Source organism: Alkalithermobacter paradoxus (genome assembly GCA_002029295.1).
Lineage (GTDB): Bacteria > Bacillota > Clostridia > Peptostreptococcales > Peptostreptococcaceae > Alkalithermobacter > Alkalithermobacter paradoxus.
Map to the genome: position 1 here is coordinate 284,188 of MZGW01000003.1, position 24,271 is coordinate 308,458.

Here is a 24,271-nt window from a genome sequence, read left to right on the forward strand (position 1 = left end):
CCTACTTAAGTCTTTCTAAAAGCTCTTTTATTTCTTCTATTCCAAAGGGCTTTTCTAGAATATACTTAACAATATTATCATTACACTCATCTATATCTCCTAGCCAACCTGTCATAATCACAAATTTTATATCCGGATAATCTTCTTTAACTCTTTTAGCAAGTTCTATTCCATTCATATTAGGCATAGCAAGATCACTTATTATTATATCATAGTCATTTTTTGATATGCTCTCAAGCGCCTCTTGTCCACTGAAACAAATACTAACCTCAGATACCATACTCTTTAGTATTTCTCCAGTAGCTACAGCAACAGCTGCTTTATCATCTACAACTAATACATTAAAGTCATATTTATCTAAACTCTCATCTACTTGCTCTATATGTATAACTTCTTCATTTTCTCTAGGAAGTTCTATTATAAACTTACTTCCTACTCCTAATGTACTTTCAGCTACTATAGTTCCCTTATGATCCTTTATTATTTTGTATGAAACGCTAAGGCCTATCCCATTTCCATTTACACCTTTTGTACTAAAGAAAGGATCAAATATTCTAGCTAATACTTCTTTTGTCATTCCACTTCCACTATCTATTATCTCTATTACTATAGTATCTTCTTTATTATAGCTAACTACATTTATCTCTCCACCATCTGGCATTGCATCTATAGCATTATTTAATATATTTATTATTACTTCCCTTAATTCAGACTCTCTTCCTTTTATATTTCCTTTTGCTCTTAAATCCTTAACTATGTTTATATCTATTCCGCACGATTTTCTTTCTGATATTCTTGTATGAATCATACTTAAAGCTATTTTTATTATAGAATCTATATCAAATGAATGCTTTTCTTCTTTTCTTATATCTTTAGTAAATTCTTGTATTCTTCTTAGCATTTCTGCTCCATCTAAGGAAGCCTTTTTTATTATCTCTAGATATTCTCTTACAGACTTATCATTGTTTTTAACTAGTGATAAGGACACATATCCAGAAACGCTAGCTAGTATATTATTAAAGTCGTGTGCTATTCCACTTGAGATTTCCCCTAATGCATTTAATTTTTCATTCTGAGCTAATATGCTATCATTTTTTACTCTCTCTAAAAAAGCATTGAGTATATTTCTTGCTGAATATGTAGCTATTTTGAATACATCTTCATTTTCATATATATTTTCATTAGTTTTGAAAGTCAGATACATTATTGTAAACTTATCTATATTTAAAAGAATAACTTTTTCTTCATTTATATATGCTTCTTTCACTATTTCATTTTCTTTTAGATTTAGATCTATATGATTTTGTATTTCAAGGTCTTCTCCTACTAAATGCGATGCCTTAAATTTAGTTTCTTCTGAATATGTAAGTATTCCACCTCCAGAAGCATGAGTCATAACCATCAAGAAGCGTACAAACTTGTGAAGAAACTCATCTAGACTTTCAATCTTATTAACACTTGTTAAAAATTTATTTAGTTTTTCCAGAGCCTTTACATTCTCATATGTCTTTTTCTTTGATCTTACCGATGACTGAAGGCTCTCAACTATTAGCTCTAATTCTTTTATTTTTTTGTTGCTGTATATTTCTATATCGTATTCATCTTCAAATACTATAGCTTTATAGTAAGAGGATAACTCTAAAATGCTCTTCACAGGCAAGTCTATAACATTGTAATAGCAAAAATATTCATATCTATGCTTAGTTGCAAAATCCAAAAGCTTTATTTTATTATCTAGTTTCTTTGGAGACCAAATAACGAGTTTTGCATCTTTAAATCCAAGCTTTAGACTTTCTTCTCTAATTTCTAGTAGCTTATCAGTATTCTTTAGGATTTCCTCAATTTCTAATAAAACAACTTTATTTTGTTTTATATAATTTTCTATTTGAATCTGATAGTCTGGAATATTTCCATTATTATTTATTCTATTGATTATAAGTATAGCTCTTGAACCCTCGTTAAGAACTAAATTTATGTATCTCATTATATAGTGAAAGCTCTTTTCTAGCTGTGAACTTAGAATCATAACATTTTTTAAATGCCCTACAAATTTAAGCTTTTTATTGACTGACATACATATCCCCCTAAATACCTTTCATGGAAAGTGATACTCTTTGCTTTTGAATATCTACGCTAATAACTCTAACATCTACAATATCCCCTACAGATACTACGTCCATAGGATCCTTTACAAATTTGTCACTCATCTGTGATTTATGTAAAAGTGCATCATTTTTTATTCCTATGTCTACGAAAGCTCCAAAATCTACTACATTTCTGACTGTTCCCTTTAATACCATTTCTTCCTTTATATCTTCTATCTTAAGTACATCGCTTCTAAATATAGGCTTTAAGCTTTCTTCTCTTGGATCTCTTCCTGGTTTTTTAATTTCATTTATTATATCTTTGAGCGTAGGAATTCCAACATTTAATTCTTCGCTTAAGCTATTTATTCCTATTTCTCTTACCCTTTGCTCTATATTATTTATATTTTTATTTTTAACATCATCTAATGTGTATCCTAATTTTTCTAAAAGGTTTTTGCATATGTCATAGCTTTCTGGATGAACTGAGCTATTTTCTAGTGGATTTTCCGAATTAGGTATTCTCAAAAAACCTGCACACTGCAAGAATGCAGCAGGGCCTAATCTCTTAACTTTTTTCAGTTCACTTCTTGATTTAAACTCTCCTACTTCTTCTCTATATGCAATTATATTTTTAGCAACCCCTTTACTTATTCCTGCAACATACTGAAGAAGTGAATAAGATGCAGTGTTTAAATCAACACCAACAGTATTTACAGAATCTTCAACAACTCCATTTAACACCTCTTCTAATCTTTTTTGATTTACATCGTGCTGATATTGACCTACCCCTATATGTTTTGGATCTATCTTTACAAGCTCTGCTAGTGGATCTTGTAATCTTCTAGCTATAGATATTGCCCCTCTTAGTGACACATTTATATCCGGGTGTTCTTCATTTGCAACTTCCGATGCTGAATATACAGAAGCTCCTGCCTCATTAACTATTATATATTTGATATCTCTATCCATTTCTTTTATTAGTTCTGCTACGAACATCTCAGACTCTCTTGATGCTGTACCATTTCCTATAGCTACTATATTTACATCGTGCTTATTTATAAGTTCCTTGAGTATCTTCTTAGAAGTTTCGATATCTTCTTGTGGAGCTGTTGGATATATAGTTGTAGTATCTATAAGTTTTCCATTTTGATTTACTATTGCTATCTTGCATCCAGTTCTGTAAGCTGGATCAAATCCCATAACTACACTTCCTTTAACAGGAGATTGGAGAAGTAGTTTCTTTAAGTTTTCTCCAAATACTCTTATAGCTCTTTCTTCTCCTATTTCAGTAAGATGTGATCTTATTTCTCTTTCTATAGACGGGTATATAAGTCTTTTGTAAGAATCATTTATAGAATCTATTATATATTTAGATATATCTCTTTCATTATTTTTTATATAACTTGAAGATATTCTGTGAACTATCTTATCATCTGAAAGCTCTAACTTTACCTTTAGGTATCCTTCTTTTTCTCCTCTATTTATAGCAAGTATTCTATGTGGAGCCATAGTTTTTACTCTCTCACTATATGAGTAATACATACTATAAACAGAGTCTTCTTCAGTAGCTCCTTTAGATGATATTATCCCTTCATTTAGAGCTATATTTCTTATCACTTTTCTTAAATTAGCATCCTCTGATATAATTTCAGCTATTATATCACATGCCCCTTTTATTGCTTCTTCAATGCTATTTACTCCCTTTTCTTCATTTATGTAAATGCTAGCTTCTTTATCTATATCTTCAATAGTATAATTTAATATTCCAAGTGCTAAAGGCTCAAGGCCCTTTTCTTTTGCCATTGTAGCTCTTGTTCTTTTCTTAGGTCTAAACGGGGCATATATATCTTCTATCTCCTGAAGTGTTTCACACTTTTCTATACTTATCTTTATTTCATCTGTAAGCTTATCCATATCATTTATAAGCCTTATTACATCTTCTTTTCTACTTTCTAAATTTCTAAGATACATAAGTCTATCGTGAAATTGTCTTAGTACTACATCGCTTAATTCTCCAGTCATTTCTTTTCTATATCTAGCTATAAAAGGAATTGTATTTCCTTCATCTATAAGTTTTATTGTATTTATAACTTGAAAATCTTTTAGATTAAATTCCTTTTGTATTATACTTTGTATATTCATGCTACTACCCCCATAAAATTCATCATAAAGCAATTATACCAAAAAAAAAAGAAGTGCTTAGCAATTTTTTTTGCTAAACACCCATATTTTGACTATATTTTCTAAATTTTAAGATTTTTAACCCTTATCCCATCTATTGCTGTCATTTACCACATAATCGTTAAGATGTCCTTTTCCATAAGTAGCTCCTGATACAATAGAAGGTCCTTTAGGTTTAGTACTTTCTTTTTTAGCTATCTCATTTCCTAATTCTACCCAAGCTTCGTATATAGGAGTTATAACTTTTATAGCGTCTTTGAATTTACTTTCGTCTTTTTTTACTTGTCCTTCAGTTATAAGCTTATTTGTGTATATATACAAACTTCTCAAATTATTAGCTATATCAGAGTTTCCTTTTAATGTAGCTAAAAGTTCGCTTACTATATCTCTACATTTATTTGCAGATTTATCTAGATTCTCTTTTTCATTTTTATTTATATAAGATATTCCTTCATTTAATGTATCTATCAATCCTTCATACAGTATAGCTACAAGCTGTGCATCGTTAGATGACATAACTCTACTAGCTAAGTATTCCTTTTCTATCATCTATTATACCTCCTTTTAGCCTAGGAGCTTAAGTATAGCTTGTGGCTGTTGATTAGCTTGAGCAAGCATAGATACTCCTGCTTGTTGAAGTACATTGAATTTAGTAAAGTTAGCCATTTCAAGAGCCATATCAACATCTTCTATACGAGATAATGAAGCTGTTAAGTTCTCTGCTGTGTTATCTAGGTTTTGTATAGTATGTTCTAATCTATTTTGAGTTGCTCCAAGTTTTGAACGTTCAGCTGTTACTTTAAGTATAGCATTGTCTATAACTGTTATTGCTGCTGAAGCTTTTTCTTCACTTGATATATCAAGTGCGTATTCTATTCTATTAGCAGAAATTCCATCTGTTACATTAGCTATAGCTACATATGAAGCACCTTTAACTCCTGGGTTTCCATCTGGATTGTCTGAACTTATTCTTAAGTTAAGAGATCTTATATCTCCTATTTCAAGTCTAAATCCTTGTCCTGAGTTTGATCCTATTTGAAGATTTGTAAGGAATTCTTTAGGGGTTCCCTCTAAGTAAATTAAGTTTCCTTTGAATCCTACTTCTTCAGCTTCTATTTTAAGTCTTGAAGGAACATCTGTATCTTGTAATAACTTTATTCCATCTATTTGTATGTTTTCTTCTATTTCCTTAACTATATCACTAATGCTTTTATATTGAGAGTTTTCACTATCATATATATCTATTCCTCTATTTGATCCTATATAAGGCTCTTTGCTGCTGTCATAAAACTCTATTTTTTCACTTCCTATTGTAAGAGTAGATTTAACTTGTGGAAGAGCTTCAAAATAGAAACTTCCTTTTGATTTATTGTTTGCATTTTCTGCTTTTCCAGTTGCTGTATAATTAGCACCTGCCGTATTATCAAATATAATATTAGCAGCACTTCCTGTTATTTCTATTTGACTTGATCCTCCAATAGAAGTAGTTCTTATTTCTATTGTATTGTCCTTTGTGTATATAGCTTTAGCTGATTCTCCTAGAGCATTATTTATAGATTCTAATAATACATCTTTTGTAGCAGCATCTGATCCATTTAATCTATTTAAATTTACTACCTTTTCTTCTCCATCTATCCATATAGAAAGATTTTTAGAAGCTAAATTACCTAGATTTTTAACATCACTATCATTAGCAAATGCTATCTTAGATACATAAGCAGCAGGCTCTCCTGTAGACATTCTATGAACTGTAGTATTACTATTTGGACCTTCATTTCCTCTTAATATCTTTCTTGTATTGTATTCTGTTCCATTTCCTATACGATTTATTTCTGATGTTAATTGATTTATTTCGTCTTGAACTGCACTTCTATCACTTTCTGTCATAGTTCCGTTAGCAGCTTGAACCGCAAGTTCTCTCATTCTTTGAAGCATAGCAGTAACCTCTGCCATAGCTCCTTCTGCAGTTTGTACCATAGATACTCCATCTAAAGTATTTCTTGAAGCTATTTTAAGACCATTTATTTGAGCTCTCATCTTTTCAGATATAGCCATACCAGCAGCATCATCAGCAGCTTTATTTATTCTTTTACCAGAAGAAAGCTTTTCTAATGATTTTGCCGCAGTTGTATTATTCACATTTAATATACGGTGAGCATTCATTGCAGATATATTATTATTAATTCTCATTATTTTTCCTCCCTAATCTCTTGAGTATTACATTTATTTTATCGACACAATATTTTAAAACTTTACTATTTTTATTTATTTAATTTGTCTATATTTTCTATAAATGAAACCATTCCCCCTACGAGCTCTAGTATTTCCTTAGGGATTTTTTTTTCTGCATTTTTATTTTCTACTTTATCCTTTTCATTAGCTTTGTTAGGCTTATCCATTTCACACCTCTAAATTTTTATATCAAGAAAACCTCTAGACATATTTATCTTTTCTTTTTCTTCTTCAGGTAAAGAAGTTATATTTTGACTTTTGTCTACATGAAAAGATATATTATTGATGCTATATCCTAGCTTTTCAAATATATTTTTCACTGTAGATTTATTATCTTCAATACTGCTTTTATATTTATCGCTTTCTAAACCGATTCTAAGATTTATATTCTTTTTGTTTATATCCATATATATATTTAGATTTCCTAAAGTCTGTGTATCTAAGTTCATAGCTACGGATACATTTTCTTTATTTATTTTTCCATTCTTACTTTTTTGATCTCTTATATATACTTGTAAATTAGACAATACATTGTTCATATATATAGGAAGCTGAAATAAATCACCACTCTTATTAAGGTTAGTTTGAAACTTCATACCTTCTTCTATTTGGTCTATTTTTTTACTCACTAAAGTCTCACTCTTACTATCAAGTTCATAAGTTTTTATATTTTTTATTTCTTTTTCTATTTCTTCATAAACATTTTCTATATCTATAGTTCCATGTTTAACATCGCTTGATATTTCTTTGCATATATTTTGAAGTCTAGTGCTACTTTCTTCTTTAAGAAGCTCCACAATATCCCCTATATTGTGACCTATCTGCTCTTTATTTCTTAGGAGCATATATGCACTTTTTATATTTTTCATAACTATGGGAATATTATTTTTCATAAGTAGCGATATAATATTTTCTTTTTCTTTATTTTCAAGCTTCATATTTGGTATCAAAGTATTATCTGATGTTTTATATTTTTCGTGTTTCAGACCTTCAGTCTCATTGCTTTCTTTAACTTTATAAGAATCTATATACTGTGATACATTTTCTATATCGATATTGTAAATATCTATGTTTGACTTCATAGTATCTATTACCATATTGCTCGATATATTCTCTTTTATATTGTTAAAGTACCCATACACTTGTTGTATCTTGCTTATATTTACCTTATTTATATTGAGGCTATTTTGCATCAGAGCCTTTACGCTTTCAAATGTAGACTTTATGTCTATTTTTTTATCTTCGTAAATACTGTTTATATTTTTATTTATATATTTATAAAGATCTAAAGCCTTATTATTATCAAGTTTCTTAGGCATTTGCAGTTCAGTACTTTGAATATTATTTGTTATTAATTTATGACTGCTTTCTAAACTACTTAGCGTCATAGGTAGCTTATTTTTTATCTGAAACGCTACTGTGTTAAGATCTAAATTTTTAAGACTTTCTAGTGTACTTTTCATCTTAACAATTGCATTTAGCTCTATATTGCTATTTATAGCTTTATCTATACTTTGTACTTGATCTGTATTTTCTTTTGAATTTATTACAATATTTATTTTGTCTATATTAAAGTCTATATTCTTTTTTATTAATACTAAAAGCTCTTTATCCGTAACTTTTTGTAGCGATTCTATTTTTTTTAGTATACTTTCTATACCATTTGTATCATCTTTATTAATAGTTTCTTTTGTATCTACATTTTGTTCTTTATTTTCTGTATTTATCTTTTCTACTAGCTGTCTTATATCAGTTTTTTCTATGTCTAATCCACTACTTACAAGAGCTGCAGCTTTCTCGCTATCAAAATTACTAACCAACTCTTTTAGAGCTTGTTTCATTGTGTGGATCTCTTTTATGTTGACAGTATTTATTTCTATATTATTTTTTATAAATTCCTTAGATATATTTATATTTTCAGTAGTTGCATCAATTTCTATATCATTCAATAATGTCTTTATATCTTCTTCTAGTAACTTAAGCTGTTTTTCTGTAACTTTCACAGGAGTCATATTTATATTTTCATATGCCCTTGTTAGTATTTTAGCTTCAGCACCCTTTACTTTTATTTCACTTTTTCTTACATAGTTTTTTAATTTATATATATTATCTATAGTAGCTTCTAGCTTATTTTTTAGGACGTCTACAAATGTAGAATTGTCTATATCTTTGATTTTATCTAGTTTGTAGAATGTGTCGTTTATTTTCTCTATATTTTTCTTAGTTATGCTTATATCCTTTTTATATAGAACTTTTATAATATCCGTTATATCCTTACCCATAGGGCTTCCGTATATTTTCTTTGCTATATACTCAGCTTCATCTGTACTTATTTCTTTTTTCTTAAATAATTTCATAAATGAAAATCCGTTTTTTTCATTTTTTACTTCATCTATTGCTAAAGATATCTTATAAAGTGAATCATTTTCTATATCTATTTCTTTTTCTATTATTTTAATAGCTGTATCGTAATCTAAATTTACGCATATCTTATCTAAGCATTCTTTACTCATTACAAAAGAAGTTATATTTTCTTTAGTTATCTTAATATTGTTAATATCTAGTGCTTTAGCAGCATTTAAGTTGTCATTATTAACTTCTATATCTAAATGATTTAATACTGCTTCATATTTTTCTTTATCTTCTTTCTCGATTACGGTATCATATTTTTTTATTATTCTAGAGCTAACTATATTTTTTTTATCTATTAATACGGTATCTCCCTTATCACACTCTATTTCTTCTCTAAGCTTTGCCTCTATTACCCTGTTATCTCCGATATCTATTTTTATTTCATCTTCATTTTTCTCTATCAATGTTCCCTTTATCTTATGTGTAGATTTAAATGAGCTATATGCTTCATTTGCTACAATATAAGAAGATACTTCTAACGCCTTAGCATCCAAGCAATATCCCTCCTATCTTCTTATTTTCATATAATTTTTATCGACTTTTTTTTATTTTTCTTTAATGCAACTTTTGGTATTAAAAATTTTCTTTTTAATGTCGATATTGTATATTATAATAGTGTGTAGGAAGGAGTTGATCCTTTGAATAATATAAACGAGATAAGGAACATAAATCCAATTAATAAAATAAGTTCACATAAGTCTAAGGATGTTCAAAGAAAAGAATTTATAGAAAAGTTTGAGAAGATAAAGTCCGATCAAGTTAAAGATCACTTAAAAGGAATTTATGATAAAATAGTAGAGGCTTCTGATAAAATAGGAGAAAAACTTTACTTAGGAGATTTGCTTCAATACAAAAAGCTCGTAAGAGAATTCTTAGATGTAGCTGTGAAAAATTCGCATGTGTTTCATAAGGAGAATTTCCTCGATAGGAGAGGAAGACATAGAGTATATTCTGTAGTTAAGCAGGTCGATAGAGAACTCGATTCTTTGACTAAAGAGTTTTTAAGTCAAGAAGTAGACAGGCTATCTATTATCAAAAGACTTGACGACATTAGAGGTATGCTGTTAGATACTTTTATGTAAGAAAGTCTTTCTTTGAAAGATTTTAAAGGTGAATTTTTTTGAAATTCATAACGGAAATTATAAGTTATCCACAATTCAAAAAGTTTATAATTTCCTATTCATTATAAAAAATTAAAAGTAGGGAGGTTAGCTCCCTACTTTTTTATGTGCTTTAGATATTCATTTATGAAAAGGTCTATATTTCCATCCATAACACTTTGTATATTTCCTATTTCAGCATTTGTTCTATGGTCCTTAACTAGGTTGTATGGATTGAATACATAAGATCTTATCTGACTTCCCCAAGTTATTTGCGTATACTCCCCTTGGATATCTTCTATCTTCTCTTTGTTCTCGAGCTCCTTTAGTTCTATTAACTTTGCCATAAGCATTTTCATAGCTGTATCTTTATTTGCGTGTTGAGATCTTTGATTTTGACACTGAACAACTATTCCTGTTGGAATATGAGTTATTCTTATAGCTGACTCTGTTTTGTTAACGTGCTGTCCTCCTGCACCAGATGCTCTATACGTGTCTATCTTAAGATCACTAGGATTTATATCTATATTTATGTCATCATCAAGTTCAGGTATTACATCTACTGATGCAAATGAAGTATGCCTTTTTCCTGATGAGTCAAAAGGAGATATTCTAACTATCCTATGAACTCCCTTTTCACCCTTTAAGTATCCGTAAGCATTTATTCCTTCAACCAAGATAGTTGCACTCTTTATACCGGCTTCAGGATCTGCAATCAAATCCAGCATAGAGAATTTATATCCCTTCTTTTCTGCCCATCTATCATACATTCTAAGAAGCATCTTAGCCCAATCCTGAGCATCAAGACCTCCACTTCCTGCATGTATAGAGAGTATTGCATTATTTTTATCATATTCTCCACTCAAAAGGGTCTTTATCTTCATATCTTCAAGCCTTAAGTACAGCTTTTGTACTAAAGTTTCTATTTCCTTTTCTAAAGTTATATCATTTTCTTCAATACAAAGCTCTATCATGACATTTACTTCTTCTAATTCATTTTCTACATTTTCAAAGTCTTCTAATGTTTCTTTTAAGGCTTTATTTCTTTGAAGAACTGCTTGAGCTTTTTCATTATCTTCCCAGAAATTAGGTTCTGACATTTCAACTTCAAAAGATTTTATAGCTTCCTTTATCCCTGCAATGTCAAAGAGAAACCCTCAATTCTTCTATTGTACTTGTCATGCTTTCTATCTTTTGATTGTACTCTTGTATATTAAGCACCTTATCACCTACTCTTTTCCACAACACTTTTTGTACTTCTTACCACTTCCACAAGTGCAAAGTTCATTTCTTCCTAATCTATCTTGCTTTACTACTGTTTTCTTTACATTTTCACCCTCTGATAGATTGTCTATGTCTATTACTTGCTTTCTTTCTACTCTTTCTTCAATAGTAAGATTTAGTAAATATCTTACTGTTTCTTCTTGAATAGAGTTAATCATTTCTTCGAACATATCAAATCCTTCAAACTGATATGCTCTTACAGGATCTTCCTGTCCTATAGCTCTAAGGCCTATTCCCTGACGAAGCTGATCCATAGCATCTATATGATCCATCCACTTAGTATCAACTACCTGAAGAAGAATTATTCTTTCTATCTCTCTCATTCTATCAAATCCTATTTCTTCTTCTTTTTTATTATATAAAGAATAAGAAAGATCTAGGATTATCTTTTCTATCTTTTCTTTATCTAATTCTTCTACATTTCCAAAATCGATAGATCCTTTAGGAAGATATATTGAATAAAGATGTTCTTTAAGTCCTTTAAGATCCCATTCCTCTGGATATTTTCCATTAGCTGTATATATCTCAACAGATCTTTTAACTATTTGTTCCATCATAGATGTAATATGATCTTTTATGTTCTCACCTTCAAGAACGCTTTTTCTTTCAGCATATATAATGCTTCTTTGCTTGTTCATAACATCATCATATTGAAGAACATGCTTTCTAGCAGCAAAGTTTTTGCTTTCCACTTTCTTTTGAGCACCTTCTATAGATTTTGAAAGCATCTTATGTTCTATAGGAGTATCTTCATCCATTCCTAGCTTTTCTATGACTCCCATAATTCTTTCACTTCCAAATAATCTCATAAGATCATCTTCAAGACTTATGTAGAATCTAGATACACCAGGGTCTCCTTGACGACCAGCACGTCCTCTTAACTGATTGTCTATCCTTCTTGATTCATGTCTTTCAGTTCCCAGTATGCAAAGTCCTCCAGCTTCTACTACCTTTCTTTGCTCCTCATCTGTCTCTCTTTTTATCTTTTCGTAAAGTCTTGCATATTCTTCTCTTGCATTTTTAACTTCTTCATCTTCTACATCTAAGTGAGATGTAACTAAAGATATAGCATAATCACTGTATCCTTTTTTCTTTAGTTCTCTCTTTGCTAAAAACTCTGGGTTACCACCTAAGATTATATCTGTTCCACGACCAGCCATATTAGTAGCTATTGTTACAGCTTTAAGTCTACCTGCTTGAGCTACTATTTCTGCTTCTTTTTCATGATGTTTTGCATTCAGTATCTGATGAGGAATGCCTCTTCTTTTTAGCATAGCACCTATAAGTTCTGAGCTTTCTATAGATATAGTACCTACAAGTATAGGTTGGCCGGTTTTGTGTCTTTCTTCTATTTCATTTATAACTGCATTAAACTTTCCTTTTACAGTCTTATATATAGCATCTGGCATATCTTGTCTTTGTATAGGCTTATTAGTAGGTATTTGAATTACATCCATTCCATATATAGCCTTAAATTCTTCTTCCTCAGTCTTAGCAGTTCCCGTCATACCAGCTATTTTTTCGTACATTCTAAAGTAGTTTTGGAATGTTATTGTAGCTAGTGTCTTAGACTCTCTTTGTACTTTAAGTCCTTCTTTTGCTTCTATAGCTTGGTGAAGTCCATCAGAATATCTTCTACCAAACATAAGTCTTCCTGTAAACTCATCTACGATAACTATTTCTCCATCTTTAACAACATAATCTACATCTTTCTTCATACGTGCATGAGCTTTAAGTGCTTGATTTATATGATGGAATATCTCTATATTAGATATATCAGTTATATTATCAACTTCAAAGAAAGCCTCAGCTCTATGAGTTCCTTCTTCAGTTAATGAAACTGAATTTGCTTTTTCATCTATTGTGTAATGCTCTTCATTTTTTAGTGTTCTAACAAAAGTATCTGCTTGGGAGTAAAGATTAGTTGACTTATCTCCTTGCCCAGATATTATAAGAGGTGTTCTAGCTTCATCTATTAAAATAGAGTCAACCTCATCCACTATAGAATAATTAAGTGGTCTTTGAACCATCTGTTCTTTGTATATAACCATGTTATCTCTTAAATAATCAAATCCAAATTCATTATTAGTTCCGTAAGTTATGTCGCAATTGTAAGCATGTCTTCTTTCTTCTGGTGTCTGTCCATGAACTATAACACCAACAGAAAGTCCCAGAAACTCGTAAAGTTTTCCCATCCATTCTTTATCACGTTTTGCTAGATAATCATTAACTGTAATTACATGAACTCCTTTTCCAGTTAAAGCATTTAAATAAACAGGAGATGTTGCAACTAATGTCTTTCCTTCACCTGTTTTCATCTCTGCTATTCTTCCTTGATGAAGAACTATACCTCCAAGAAGCTGAACCTTGTAGTGTCTCATTCCTAAAACTCTCTTTGAAGCTTCACGAACAGTGGCAAAAGCGTCTACAAGTATATCATCAAGTGTTTCTCCACCGTTTAACCTTTCCTTAAGTACATTTGTCATATTTTTTAATTCTTTATCGCTCATAGCTTCAAACTTATGCTCTAGAGCTTCTATTTTATCAACAATTTTATTTAACTTATTTATTTCTTTTTGTTGACCCCCAAATATCATATCTAAAAATCCCATAACTTTACCTCACTTTGTTCATTTTATATATTTTGTATAGTATATATTTTATCACATAAAAAATAAAGAGTGGAATAAAATATCCACTCTAAATATTTTGATATTATTCAGGCTCTATTATACCATAATCTCCTTCTTTACGCTTATATACTATAGCTAATTCATCAGTTTCAGCATTTGTAAATACGAAGAAATTATGACCTAAAAGTTCCATTTGAAGTATAGCTTCTTCTTCACTCATTGGCTTAAATCCGAATTTCTTTCTCCTCATTATTCTAATATCATTATCATCTTTAACTTCCGGCTCATCACTTATATTCTCAAATCTTATACTTTGATGTCCTTTATCTATAAGTCTTGTTTTATATTTTCTAAGTTGTCTACTTAATTTATCGACAACTCCATCTATAGCTGCGTATAAGTTTTCTTCACTTTGCTCAGCTCTAAGTATACTTCCACTTATAGGAATAACAGTAACTTCTATAGTTTGTCTTGCCTTTTTTGCTCTTACAGTAGCTCTTATTTCAACTTCATTGGTAAAATACTTCCCAAGTTTTCCTAATTTATCTTGAATTGAAGTCTTTATTCCCTCTGTTAGGTCTATATTTTTCCCTACTATCTTTATATCCATTACTTCATCCCCTTTCGATTTTAAAAACATTAAAAACTTTTTCAATATTACTTATTTATATTTTACCCAAGTAAAAATTATTAAAACATTTTTATTTAACACATATATAACACTAAAAGCCATTATATTCACATAAAGGAAACTCAAATATAATTTTCTAGCATTCGCAAAATACTACATATTTTTTATATTTTTATAATTTTGTAATAACTTTATCTTTTATTCAGTGGATAATGTGTATAGTTTTCTGTGGATAATGTGCATAACTTTGTGAATAACCTATATTTCAATGCTCTTTCTGTGGATTGTTATGTTGAGAACTTGATATATGCCGTCGATCACACTGACATTAATCTACAAATTTCTACATAAAAAAAGAGCACCCAATGGATGCTCTTTTTTAGCTATAGCTGACCTGGTCTTTGACCCCACACTCGCCTGCTGGAGGGTTCGCTTGGGATTGCCGTACTACTAACTCTCTCGACTTTAATGTCGGCAGGACTTACTTCTAAGCCGCACCATGATCGTCAATCCCCTTTTGGATTAACTTACGTGGATTCTTTCGCCTGCGACTGGCATGAACTTTCAACCACAGACCTATAGCTGCATTTCTGTATTTTATCACAAAAAAACTCAAATTTCAATTCTATTTTTTATTATCTATAAATATACCTTGTACATCTTTGTATCCAGCATTATATCCTTTATTTGCCCTTACATTGCTTCTTAATGACTTTATATCATTTTTTACTTTATTAAGCTCTTCATTAGCCTTTTCTTTATTTTCATTGTCTATAATGTCAATCTTTCCTAATACACTCATTATCTCGCTTACTTTGTTTTTTAGATTCTTTAAGCTAGGGTAATTATTTATGCTAATTTCTTCTATAGAATTTACTCCTAAAGACTTTTTTATATTTGAATATATTTCATAAAACTCTTTATCAAGTTCATTTATATCATCTATTCTAGATTGCTTTTTTTCTATACTATCAAGAAGTGCATTGTCATCTTTTTCTTTTATATATTCTCTTTGTCTTTTTGTTATTTCATACATTTCTACAAGCAAGATATATTTTTTTTCACTTAGCTCTATTAACTTCTCTATGCAATCACTTGTATTCATAAAAAATACCTACTTTCCTTTACGAGCAATAATCATAGCTTGTTTCCAAGTATCTCTAAATTCAACCACAAATTCCTTTACTTCTTCTAATATATCTTTGTCCTTACTTATATTTGCTTCAACTAATCTTCTATTTAGATAATCATATAAAGCTCTTAAATTCTTAGATATCTCATAGTCCATATTGAGAGTTATATTAAGCTCATTTATTATATTTTGAGCTTTTATTATATTAGTATTACTTAGTTCTATATTTTTTTGATCTATGCCTATGATGGCTAAATTTATGAATTTTATACATCCCTCATAAAGCTTTAAAGTAAGGTCTTCTGCTGTTGCTGTATTAACTGATTGATTTTTATAAGTTGCATATGGATTATTAAGTGCCATACAATCTACCCCCTAAATAATTATTACATTCCACCCATTTGAGCCATAAGCCATCCACTTTGCTCTGACATCTTAGCCATAGCTTTCTCAAGGGCAGTAAATCTTCTCCAGTAAGAGTCTTCTATTCTAGCAAGTCTACTATTTTCTTGATCTATTTGTCTATCTATACCAGTTACATCTCTATCTAACAAACTTATAGATCCTCTTTTAGTAACAAAGTCTATAAGAATATTCGCCCTAACACTTCTATATAAAGATGCATTATCACCAGTACCTGATCTATCTATAATTCCTTTCATACCATCTATTAAATCATCATAAAGCCTATTTATAGTACCAGTTTCTTTTCTCTTTTGAGATGGATCAGATGCATTTGACGTCTTAAATAATAAATTTATAACTCCATCTATATCATCTTGAATTGCTTTCTTTAGCTTTTCTTCATCTATAGTAAGCTTTCCTCTATCTTGATAATTTCCTGTAGTTATACCTATTTCAGTTAAGTGTGAAAATCCAGATAATCTATTATCTCCACCACTATATACACTCTCATAAAGCCCTGATCTTGTTGAGTTTAATATCCTATTTATAACTTCATCGCCTCTTAAAAGGCCAGATTTAGCCTTCTCTTCCCAAAGCTTTATAGTATCCTGATCTAGTGCTTTTCTTTCTTCATCTAAAAGAGGCTTGTAATCCCTGTATCTTTTTTCTGTAACAGTCTTATTAAGACTATCAACAAGTTCATTGTACTTATCAACAAAAGACTTTATCTTGTCATATACCCCATTAACATCTGTATCGATTCTTATAGTATGAACCTCTCCTGGGCTTGCAGACTTTAAATCTATATTTATACCATTTATTCTGAACTGATTAGTGCTGTAAGTAATATTTTCTGCACCATTAAAGTCTATTACAGCATCTACTCCTTTATACATATCAGGGTCATTTTGCATATTTAATTTAAACAAAGTATCATTTCCAACAAATAAATTATTATCATCATTACTTATATTTATCTTAGAATTAGATCCAGTATTAGTAGTAGATAAAAATAATCTCCCTATGTTAGAATCGTAACTCGCCCTAACCTTTGTAGTAGAGGACTTGTCATTTATAGCCCTAACAACATCAGACATTCTAAAATCTGAATTTAAAGTTATTTCTTCTCCATTTATATTTATACTAAATTCACCTATATCTCCAAGACCTAATTCACTTAAAGTCTTATTCTCTCCTCTAGCTTGAATAGCTCCTACACTTGCAACATTCACTCCACCAGCTAGGCTTTTTACTCTTATAGTATGAGTTCCATTCATAGCTGAAGTAGTTGCAGTAGCACCAAATACACTTTCATCAGAAGATATAGCTCTTTTGATCCAAGTGAAATTGTTTGTAGAGCTTGTAAGTGAACTTACCCCAAAGCTTTGTCTGCTATCTACTATAAAGTTTGCTATACTCTTATTCACATTGTTATATGCCTCCTGAGTCCAAAGCTTAATCTGTCTACTTTGATTGAACTTATTAAGCTTTATCCTTTCGGCATCCATCAACTGTTTTATAACTGATTCTGTATCTATTCCAGAAGCTAGGCCCCCTATTCTCAAATTATATCACTCCTTATACTTTCTTATCGATAAATATTCCCGTCTTTTCCATTATATCAGATATCATATCTAATACCTTCTCTGATGGAATTTCTCTTATAACTTCTTCTGTTTTATTGTCTATAACTTTCACTGTTATTTGTTTTGTTTTTTCATGTATTGAGAATTTAAGACTTGTATCCATTCCTATAAGTTCTTTATTTGATTTTTCTATTGCTTCTATCAGTTTTCTTTCGGCTGGGAAAGATACATTTTCTTCTTTGTTTTTTATTTCTTTTGACACATCTACTTTTTCATTTGATACCTTAACTTGAGTTGTATCTTGGTTATTTGGAATCATATTGTTTATAGGTGAAGAATCTATTCTCATATTAATCCTCCTTGTATATTTTTCTATTTAGTTTATCGGCAAAGTTTTGGGATAGTTTATATTTACATATAACAAAAGAGCCAGAGAAAATTCTCTGACTCTATATGATTTTATTACTATATTCAGTTTAAGGATACTCAACTCTCTCTCGTTCGCTGAGTAGGTTCCACTACCTAAATCATAGATTTAGAGTGTCACTTATCTTAATAACTGAAGTACTCCTTGTGGAGCTTGATTAGCTTGAGCTAGCATAGCTTGAGCAGCTTGTTGAAGTATATTGTTCTTACTTAAGTTCATCATTTCTTTAGCCATATCAACGTCTCTAATTCTAGATTCTGCTGCTTGAAGGTTCTCAGAAGCATTATCTAAGTTCTTGATTGTATGCTCTAATCTATTTTGCCATGCACCTAACTGAGACCTTTCAGCTGATAATGTCTTTATAGCATCATCAAGTGTTGTTATTGCAGTATCTGCTCCAGCTTGATTAGATATATCAACAGTATCAACACTTAATCCACTAGCTGTCATATCTTGAATTTCAATTTCTAATGCTTGACCTTCATTAGCCCCGATATGAATTTGTTTCCCTGTAAATGATCCATCTAGTAGCTTTTGAGTATTAAACTCTGTATTTTCTCCAATTCTATCAAGTTCTTCAATTAATTGTTCTACTTCTTTTTGTAATTCTGCTCTATCATCGTCTGTATTAGTGTCATTAGCAGATTGAACCGCTAATTCTCTCATTCTTTGAAGAATTGCATGAGACTCATTTAAAGCTCCTTCAGCTGTTTGAATTAAAGATATACCATCTTGAGCATTTCTAGAAGCTTGATTAAGTCCTCTTATTTGTCCTCTCATTTTTTCAGAGATAGCAAGTCCTGCTGCATCATCTGCTGCACTATTGATTCTTAATCCTGAAGATAGTTTCTCCATTGATTTTGCAGCATTGTTGTTTGAAATTCCTAATTGTCTGTGAGTGTTCATTGCCATTAAGTTGTTGTTAATTCTCATTGTTTTTTCCTCCTTGATTTTTTATTGGCATCCTTGCCTTAATTTTGTGGTTACTGGCCAGTAACTCTTACAATATATATATCGATAATATTTTCGTATACTTTATAGTAATTTTTATTTTTTGAATAAATTTTTTAATTCATTTATATTTATCTTTGTAGTTGCTTCTTTGTTCTCACTTTCTACTGCTTCTTTGACCTCACTTCTTAATATTTCTATATCTTTAGGTGCCTTTATTCCAAGCTTTACTTTTCCGTCAGAGGTTTCTAGTACTGTTATTTCTATATTTTCATTTATTATTATACTTTCATTGTTTTTTCTTGTTAGTACTAGCATTTTATGCACCTACCTTTTGAAATATATTGTATCTTAGTGGGTAGTTGTCATCTAAGATTATTTGCCTTCCTTTTCTTTCTTTGTTGTTTATTATTATAGGTGCTTGAAGATTTGTTCTTATTTGTTTTATATCTTCTGGTATTGTAACTACTGTGTATATAGATATATCTTCGTGAGATTGTATATTAAGCTTTTTAACGGTGTTTTCATTTATCTTAAAGTCGTACTGAGGATTTACTATAAATGGATTTATTAAACTTAAAGTCACATCTTCTTCTATAGATTGTAGCCACTCAAATACCATATCTTCTTCTTTTATTATTACAAATTTGGTTAAATTCTCAAATCCAGGTATTCCATCTTCAAATGTTATTATATCTTCTTCTTTTATATTTATTTCTCCGAAGTTAATTGTACTTATTTTCAATTTATACACCCCTTCAAAATAAGCTACCAATATAATGGTAGCTTTATGATTTACTTAGAATAAAGAATAATTTATTATCTTAAAAAATCTATAAGAGTAGGCTGGATAACTCTAGCTCCTATTGCAAGAGATGCTCTATATACACTTTCATACATATTCATTTTCATTATAGATTCTCCTATATCTGTATCTTCAGTTTCTGATAATAATCTCGTGAAATTTATCTTAGTATCTTCTATTCTATTTCTTATTACTTCTATTGTAGATATTCTAGCTCCTATATCTCCTCTTAGCCTTAGTATATTAGATATATTATCATCTATATCCTGTATACTATTAGATACCTCTAGATTATTCCCTCTTTCAAGGCTAGTTATGAGCTTGTCTATATCTGATATTAACTTTGGCTTATTATCATCTTGTATAGCACCGAATACTTCACTTCCTGTTAGGTTAACCTTAACTCTAGCTGATATTCCTATTTGGTATTCTATGTTCTGATTATTTAAATTTCCATAATCTATATTTACATTTACAGTTCCATCTTCATTTAGTAACTTCTGCTCTGTTGAAAATCCTGAAAATAAGTGTCTTCCTACGTAAGTGTCATTACCTGCCCTTATTATATGTTCCTTAAGCTGAACTACTTCAGCTTTTATCTTGTCCATATCATCAGGCGTTATAGTTCCATTAGATGCCTGAACAGTAAGTTCTCTTATCCTTTGTAATACATTATTTAATTCATTAAGCGAGTGCTCTGTTTTTTCAAGAATTGACTGTGCATCTCCTACATTTCTGTTGAACTGATCATTCTGGGATATATCAGTTCTTATCTTTAATGACCTTGACACAGCTATAGGATCATCAGAAGGCTTGTGAATCCTCACTCCAGAAGCCAAGTCATTTTGAATTCTATCCATACGCTTTAGGTTATTGCTCATATTAAGCATCATTCTATTCATCATCATAGAGTTAGTAACTCTCATATTTATCACCTATCCTTAAAGTCCTACTCTTCCTAACCTATTTATAATAACATCTACCATCTCATCCATTGCAGTTATCATTCTTGCAGCTGCATTGTATGAATGTTGGAATCTAACCATATTTGCCATTTCTTCATCTAAAGAAACTCCTGATATAGATTGTCTTTGATTATCTACCTGATAAAGTAATACTTCTTGATTTTCAGTCATTCTTCTCGCTTCTTGAGCATCAACTCCTAGATTTGATACTAATGACTTTAAGAAATCGTCAGGAGATCCCCAAGCGAACATATTATGATTATCTCTTACTTCAGATAGTAAAAGTGCATTAGATCCATCTCCAGGTATACCCCTTCCATCTGGGTAGCTTGAGCTTGCAGCTGCTATATAATCAAGATCTTGCTCTATAAGATTTGATATTTTTATGCTTTTAGCTGGTACATCTCCTATTTCAAAGAAGTTATTTCCACTTCCTGCATCATCTAATCCATATCCCTTAGAGTGTTGATTATTAAATTGCTCTACAAATATCTTCGTAAATTCATTTAGCTTTTCTATATAATAAGGTATTCCTTTAGCTTTTCCATCTTCGTTATCTCTCATGTCAAGCTGAGCTTTTAGCTGCCCATTAAGGCCATCTACATTTATAGCTGATCCCGAATCCCATCTTAAAGTTCTAATTAAGAGCCCTGGGACATTAGGATGTTCTATTTGATTGTCTATATTAAGCAAATCAACTTTATCGTGAGATACTAGTGCTTGTCCATTTATGAGTATACTCATTCGCCCTGATCCTGAATTTAACAAATTAGGATCTTTAATTTCCGTCATCTCTACTTTAACAAGCTTTGAAAGTTCATCTATCAGAAGATTTCTTTGATCTCTAAGGTCATTTGCACTGCTTCCATCAAGCTCAAATCTATATATAGCATCATTAAGTTTTGCTATATCCTTTGCATAGTTATTTATCTGAGATACTGTTGTTCTTATTGCAAAGTCCATATCTCTAGTCATTTTTTCAAACTGATTATACATATGATTTATAGTGTTAGAAAGAGCTATCCCTCTTTGTCTAACTAATGCTCTTACTGTAAGAGATGATGGGTCTTTGCTTAGTTCCTGTATAGAACCAAAGAATTCATCCATTACATTTCTTATACCACTATTACTAGGCTCATTTATTATAGCTTCTATCTCTGATAAAGTGTCGTATCTTGCTTTCCATTCTCCAAATGCATTATTCTCATTTCTATACTTAACATCCAAAAATTCATTTCTAACTTGAGTTACTGCTCTTGCTTCTACTCCAGCTCCTAACATACCTCTTCCACCAGGAATAGCTAAAGGTGTAAGCTGTGATTGTTCTACCCTTTGCCTACTATATCCTGGTGTTTGTGCATTTGATATATTGTGTCCTACAACGTCTAATGCTCTTTGTGCTGTAAATAGCCCCGATCTTGCTATATTAAATCCAAAGAAAGTGGATCTCATACTTTTCACTCCTTAATATTTTGCGTCAAAGAAATTTGTACTCGCTGAGCTTTCATTTGCTTTCTTGCTATAATTTTTAGGCTTTGGCTGACTCGTCAATAAATTAAAGTTAAGCTCTAGATATTCAATAGAAAGTTCTAAAAGCTTATTGTTAAGATCATTTATGTCTTTTAGCTCTGATAGTATACTTCTTAACTTATCTCCCTTTTCCTTTATTATATTAGCTTTATCACTGTCTATTTTATCTACTATTTCTGTTATGCTAGTTACTTTATCTACATTAAGATCTCTTTCTATATTAGAAATTACCGCTCCTCTTAACTTTTCAAATGTTATAACTTTCTTTACTAAACCTTGCTCCTGTGATGCTATGTGATTTAGCTTTTTAGTATCGTTATTTATTATTGCCTCTTTCTTTTCTTTCGAAAGGTCACGAAGCTTTTCATTTAGGATTATCTGCTCATTAAGTATTTCTATAAATTGGTCTATAGAGTGCATATTAAACATCTCCAAACTATATTTTGTTATTTATGATGGCATGTGCTAACTTTTCTATATCTACTGAGTAGTTTCCGCTTTGTATTTGCGCTTTTATTTCCTCTACTTTGTCTAATCTAATATCCGGTATATCCTTTATAGCATTCATTGCCATTTGAAAGTCTTTTCCTACTTGAGAGATTTCTATTTTGTCTTCTTTCTGTTGAGGTTTTGTTACACTTTGTGCTTTTGTTTTGCTATATGCCTTCATAACGTTTTGAATATTACTTACTCCACTTATTTTCATAAAAAAAACACTCCTCGTATTAAGTCTTCATATTATTATTATCGACCGAAGGAGTGTTTTCTTTACCCTATATTTACATTTATTTTTTACCTTTTGATATATGATAAATGCCTTTTTCTTTCTTAGATGCACTTATAGACTTTGCTGCATTTGATAATTCTTTTTGAAGCTCAGTTTTACATTTTTGGCAATATTTTCCACTCTTAATGCTTTTTCCGCACCTTTCACAAGAAAGAATTGCATTAGCTTCATCTGCTATTTCGATTCTTTCTTCTTTAAGAAACTTTAGTATCTTTTTTTCTGATACTCCTGTTTCTTCTGAAACTTCCTTGACTGTAGCTCCTGGATTATCATAAAGATAATCTCTAACTTTTATGAAATCATCATGATCATCATCTCTACATTTTGAACAATACTGTTCACCATTTACACTTCCAAATGCCCTTCCACATTTTCTGCAGTTTATAAGCTCCATGTAACCACTCCTTAATATATATTTCTTCCACTTGCAAATGACAATGCATATACTTTGTTTGCTCCGTTATTTTTTAAAATTTTTGCAATTTCACTGCTAGTAGTACCTGTAGTAAATATATCGTCAATTAATAATATATCTTTTGATACTATTTTATATTTTTCTTTAGATATAGTGAATGAATCCTTAAGCTCAATTTCTCTTTCAAATTTTGATAGTTTAGAAAGAAATCTTGTATCTTTATTTCTTATAACTATATCTAAAACTTCTTTATCCATAAATTTACCCAAATTCTTTGATATTAAAAACGCTTGATTAAATCCTCTCTTATTTTTTCTATTTTTATGGAGTGGAACAGGAACTATATAATCAAAATATATTCCTTCATAATGTATCTTATCTTTCATAATCTGTGCTATAGGATATGACAAGAAAGTATTTCCGCCGTACTTAAAAGAATATATTATCTTGTGTATATTATCATCATAAACAGTGCAACAAAATCCTCTATCAAAGTTGTATTCCTTATCACTACATACAGGGCATAAATCTTCTTTATAAAAATCAGTAAGAACCTTTCCACATCTATAGCAGCTATTTGTTATAAATTTTATTTCACGAAAGCAATCTTTACAAAGAGAATAAGAATTGCCTTTATCTATAGGACATTTACATACTATGCACTTAATATTTCTAGGATATATATAATCTAGAAAAATATCTAGCATA

The 24,271-nt window shown here is 30.4% G+C and carries 23 protein-coding genes; 1 reads left to right on the forward strand and 22 read right to left on the reverse strand.

The window, feature by feature from the left end; translation table 11 throughout:
- Window position 1 precedes the first annotated feature (1 nt).
- The 6 genes from CLOTH_RS05995 to CLOTH_RS06015 form a co-directional block, all read right to left on the reverse strand.
- Window positions 2–2,074, reverse strand: coding sequence for an ATP-binding protein (locus CLOTH_RS05995; protein ID WP_079412128.1), 2,073 nt, complete (start codon window positions 2,072–2,074; stop codon window positions 2–4).
- Between the two features lie 10 nt (window positions 2,075–2,084).
- Window positions 2,085–4,229 carry a Tex family protein gene (locus CLOTH_RS06000; protein WP_079412130.1) on the reverse strand — a complete coding sequence of 715 codons (2,145 nt, stop codon included), beginning with the start codon at window positions 4,227–4,229 and terminating at the stop codon, window positions 2,085–2,087.
- 117 nt (window positions 4,230–4,346) lie between these two features.
- The gene (fliS, locus tag CLOTH_RS06005) at window positions 4,347–4,817 is read right to left on the reverse strand and encodes a flagellar export chaperone FliS (protein WP_079412132.1); all 471 of its coding nucleotides are present in this window, start codon (window positions 4,815–4,817) and stop codon (window positions 4,347–4,349) included.
- 15 nt (window positions 4,818–4,832) lie between these two features.
- Complete coding sequence (locus tag CLOTH_RS06010) at window positions 4,833–6,458, reverse strand: flagellin N-terminal helical domain-containing protein (RefSeq protein WP_079412135.1); 1,626 nt, start codon at window positions 6,456–6,458, stop codon at window positions 4,833–4,835.
- Window positions 6,459–6,529: 71 nt separating this feature from the next.
- The gene (locus CLOTH_RS10600; protein ID WP_158080473.1) at window positions 6,530–6,667 is read right to left on the reverse strand and encodes a hypothetical protein; all 138 of its coding nucleotides are present in this window, start codon (window positions 6,665–6,667) and stop codon (window positions 6,530–6,532) included.
- Between the two features lie 9 nt (window positions 6,668–6,676).
- Window positions 6,677–9,406 (reverse strand): DUF6240 domain-containing protein, encoded by a 2,730-nt coding sequence (locus CLOTH_RS06015; RefSeq protein WP_079412137.1) that lies wholly within the window; start codon window positions 9,404–9,406, stop codon window positions 6,677–6,679.
- A 144-nt stretch (window positions 9,407–9,550) separates the two neighbouring features.
- Here CLOTH_RS06015 and CLOTH_RS06020 point away from each other — a divergent pair, with 144 nt between their 5' ends.
- Complete coding sequence (locus CLOTH_RS06020) at window positions 9,551–9,994, forward strand: YaaR family protein (protein ID WP_331722028.1); 444 nt, start codon at window positions 9,551–9,553, stop codon at window positions 9,992–9,994.
- A 134-nt stretch (window positions 9,995–10,128) separates the two neighbouring features.
- Here CLOTH_RS06020 and prfB read toward each other — a convergent pair.
- The 16 genes from prfB to CLOTH_RS06100 all read right to left on the reverse strand — a co-directional run bounded on the left by prfB (window position 10,129) and on the right by CLOTH_RS06100 (window position 24,270).
- A protein-coding gene (prfB, locus tag CLOTH_RS06025; protein ID WP_334293162.1) for a peptide chain release factor 2 occupies window positions 10,129–11,233 on the reverse strand; the annotation gives its coding sequence in 2 pieces (ribosomal slippage) (window positions 10,129–11,157 and window positions 11,159–11,233; 1,104 coding nt in all).
- An 8-nt stretch (window positions 11,234–11,241) separates the two neighbouring features.
- Window positions 11,242–13,908 (reverse strand): preprotein translocase subunit SecA, encoded by a 2,667-nt coding sequence (gene secA / locus CLOTH_RS06030; protein ID WP_079412141.1) that lies wholly within the window; start codon window positions 13,906–13,908, stop codon window positions 11,242–11,244.
- 103 nt (window positions 13,909–14,011) lie between these two features.
- A complete protein-coding gene (gene hpf, locus CLOTH_RS06035; protein ID WP_079412143.1) occupies window positions 14,012–14,539 on the reverse strand; it encodes a ribosome hibernation-promoting factor, HPF/YfiA family in 528 nt (175 codons plus the stop codon).
- Between the two features lie 646 nt (window positions 14,540–15,185).
- Window positions 15,186–15,665, reverse strand: coding sequence for a flagellar protein FlgN (locus CLOTH_RS06040; RefSeq protein WP_079412145.1), 480 nt, complete (start codon window positions 15,663–15,665; stop codon window positions 15,186–15,188).
- Window positions 15,666–15,674: 9 nt separating this feature from the next.
- Window positions 15,675–16,055: a flagellar export chaperone FliS gene (gene fliS, locus CLOTH_RS06045; protein ID WP_079412147.1), complete on the reverse strand. Its 381-nt coding sequence runs from the start codon at window positions 16,053–16,055 to the stop codon at window positions 15,675–15,677.
- 23 nt (window positions 16,056–16,078) lie between these two features.
- Complete coding sequence (gene fliD, locus CLOTH_RS06050) at window positions 16,079–17,662, reverse strand: flagellar filament capping protein FliD (protein ID WP_079412149.1); 1,584 nt, start codon at window positions 17,660–17,662, stop codon at window positions 16,079–16,081.
- A 13-nt stretch (window positions 17,663–17,675) separates the two neighbouring features.
- Window positions 17,676–18,032, reverse strand: coding sequence for a flagellar protein FlaG (locus CLOTH_RS06055; protein ID WP_079412151.1), 357 nt, complete (start codon window positions 18,030–18,032; stop codon window positions 17,676–17,678).
- Window positions 18,033–18,230: 198 nt separating this feature from the next.
- Window positions 18,231–19,043 (reverse strand): flagellin N-terminal helical domain-containing protein, encoded by an 813-nt coding sequence (locus tag CLOTH_RS06060; RefSeq protein ID WP_079412153.1) that lies wholly within the window; start codon window positions 19,041–19,043, stop codon window positions 18,231–18,233.
- 114 nt (window positions 19,044–19,157) lie between these two features.
- Window positions 19,158–19,379, reverse strand: a complete 222-nt coding sequence (csrA, locus tag CLOTH_RS06065) for a carbon storage regulator CsrA (RefSeq protein WP_079412155.1) — start codon at window positions 19,377–19,379, stop codon at window positions 19,158–19,160.
- Between the two features lies 1 nt (window position 19,380).
- Window positions 19,381–19,806: a flagellar assembly protein FliW gene (gene fliW / locus CLOTH_RS06070; protein ID WP_079412157.1), complete on the reverse strand. Its 426-nt coding sequence runs from the start codon at window positions 19,804–19,806 to the stop codon at window positions 19,381–19,383.
- Between the two features lie 74 nt (window positions 19,807–19,880).
- Window positions 19,881–20,792 (reverse strand): flagellar hook-associated protein FlgL, encoded by a 912-nt coding sequence (gene flgL, locus CLOTH_RS06075; RefSeq protein ID WP_079412159.1) that lies wholly within the window; start codon window positions 20,790–20,792, stop codon window positions 19,881–19,883.
- 15 nt (window positions 20,793–20,807) lie between these two features.
- Window positions 20,808–22,283 carry a flagellar hook-associated protein FlgK gene (gene flgK, locus CLOTH_RS06080; RefSeq protein WP_079412161.1) on the reverse strand — a complete coding sequence of 492 codons (1,476 nt, stop codon included), beginning with the start codon at window positions 22,281–22,283 and terminating at the stop codon, window positions 20,808–20,810.
- Window positions 22,284–22,295: 12 nt separating this feature from the next.
- Window positions 22,296–22,781 (reverse strand): flagellar protein FlgN, encoded by a 486-nt coding sequence (locus CLOTH_RS06085; protein ID WP_158080474.1) that lies wholly within the window; start codon window positions 22,779–22,781, stop codon window positions 22,296–22,298.
- Between the two features lie 16 nt (window positions 22,782–22,797).
- Window positions 22,798–23,067 carry a flagellar biosynthesis anti-sigma factor FlgM gene (gene flgM / locus CLOTH_RS06090; RefSeq protein ID WP_079412165.1) on the reverse strand — a complete coding sequence of 90 codons (270 nt, stop codon included), beginning with the start codon at window positions 23,065–23,067 and terminating at the stop codon, window positions 22,798–22,800.
- A 79-nt stretch (window positions 23,068–23,146) separates the two neighbouring features.
- Complete coding sequence (locus CLOTH_RS06095; protein WP_079412167.1) at window positions 23,147–23,542, reverse strand: TIGR03826 family flagellar region protein; 396 nt, start codon at window positions 23,540–23,542, stop codon at window positions 23,147–23,149.
- Window positions 23,543–23,553: 11 nt separating this feature from the next.
- Entirely contained in the window at window positions 23,554–24,270 is a 717-nt protein-coding gene (locus CLOTH_RS06100; RefSeq protein ID WP_079412169.1) for a ComF family protein, read from the reverse strand.
- Window position 24,271 lies beyond the last annotated feature (1 nt).

What these genes read in the sequence shown, in the direction of transcription:
- CLOTH_RS05995 (WP_079412128.1), bottom strand. Translation starts at nt 2,074, where the DNA reads ATGTCAGTCAATAAAAAGCTTAAATTTGTAGGGCATTTAAAAAATGTT.
- CLOTH_RS06010 (WP_079412135.1), bottom strand. Translation starts at nt 6,458, where the DNA reads ATGAGAATTAATAATAATATATCTGCAATGAATGCTCACCGTATATTA.
- hpf (WP_079412143.1), bottom strand. Translation starts at nt 14,539, where the DNA reads ATGGATATAAAGATAGTAGGGAAAAATATAGACCTAACAGAGGGAATA.
- CLOTH_RS06040 (WP_079412145.1), bottom strand. Translation starts at nt 15,665, where the DNA reads ATGAATACAAGTGATTGCATAGAGAAGTTAATAGAGCTAAGTGAAAAA.
- csrA (WP_079412155.1), bottom strand. Translation starts at nt 19,379, where the DNA reads ATGCTAGTACTAACAAGAAAAAACAATGAAAGTATAATAATAAATGAA.
- flgL (WP_079412159.1), bottom strand. Translation starts at nt 20,792, where the DNA reads ATGAGAGTTACTAACTCTATGATGATGAATAGAATGATGCTTAATATG.
- flgK (WP_079412161.1), bottom strand. Translation starts at nt 22,283, where the DNA reads ATGAGATCCACTTTCTTTGGATTTAATATAGCAAGATCGGGGCTATTT.
- CLOTH_RS06100 (WP_079412169.1), bottom strand. Translation starts at nt 24,270, where the DNA reads ATGCTAGATATTTTTCTAGATTATATATATCCTAGAAATATTAAGTGC.
- CLOTH_RS10600 (WP_158080473.1), bottom strand. Translation starts at nt 6,667, where the DNA reads ATGGATAAGCCTAACAAAGCTAATGAAAAGGATAAAGTAGAAAATAAA.
- CLOTH_RS06095 (WP_079412167.1), bottom strand. Translation starts at nt 23,542, where the DNA reads ATGGAGCTTATAAACTGCAGAAAATGTGGAAGGGCATTTGGAAGTGTA.
- CLOTH_RS06085 (WP_158080474.1), bottom strand. Translation starts at nt 22,781, where the DNA reads ATGCACTCTATAGACCAATTTATAGAAATACTTAATGAGCAGATAATC.
- secA (WP_079412141.1), bottom strand. Translation starts at nt 13,908, where the DNA reads ATGGGATTTTTAGATATGATATTTGGGGGTCAACAAAAAGAAATAAAT.
- CLOTH_RS06000 (WP_079412130.1), bottom strand. Translation starts at nt 4,229, where the DNA reads ATGAATATACAAAGTATAATACAAAAGGAATTTAATCTAAAAGATTTT.
- fliS (WP_079412132.1), bottom strand. Translation starts at nt 4,817, where the DNA reads ATGATAGAAAAGGAATACTTAGCTAGTAGAGTTATGTCATCTAACGAT.
- CLOTH_RS06060 (WP_079412153.1), bottom strand. Translation starts at nt 19,043, where the DNA reads ATGAGAATTAACAACAACTTAATGGCAATGAACACTCACAGACAATTA.
- fliS (WP_079412147.1), bottom strand. Translation starts at nt 16,055, where the DNA reads ATGGCACTTAATAATCCATATGCAACTTATAAAAATCAATCAGTTAAT.
- flgM (WP_079412165.1), bottom strand. Translation starts at nt 23,067, where the DNA reads ATGAAAATAAGTGGAGTAAGTAATATTCAAAACGTTATGAAGGCATAT.
- CLOTH_RS06055 (WP_079412151.1), bottom strand. Translation starts at nt 18,032, where the DNA reads ATGAGAATAGATTCTTCACCTATAAACAATATGATTCCAAATAACCAA.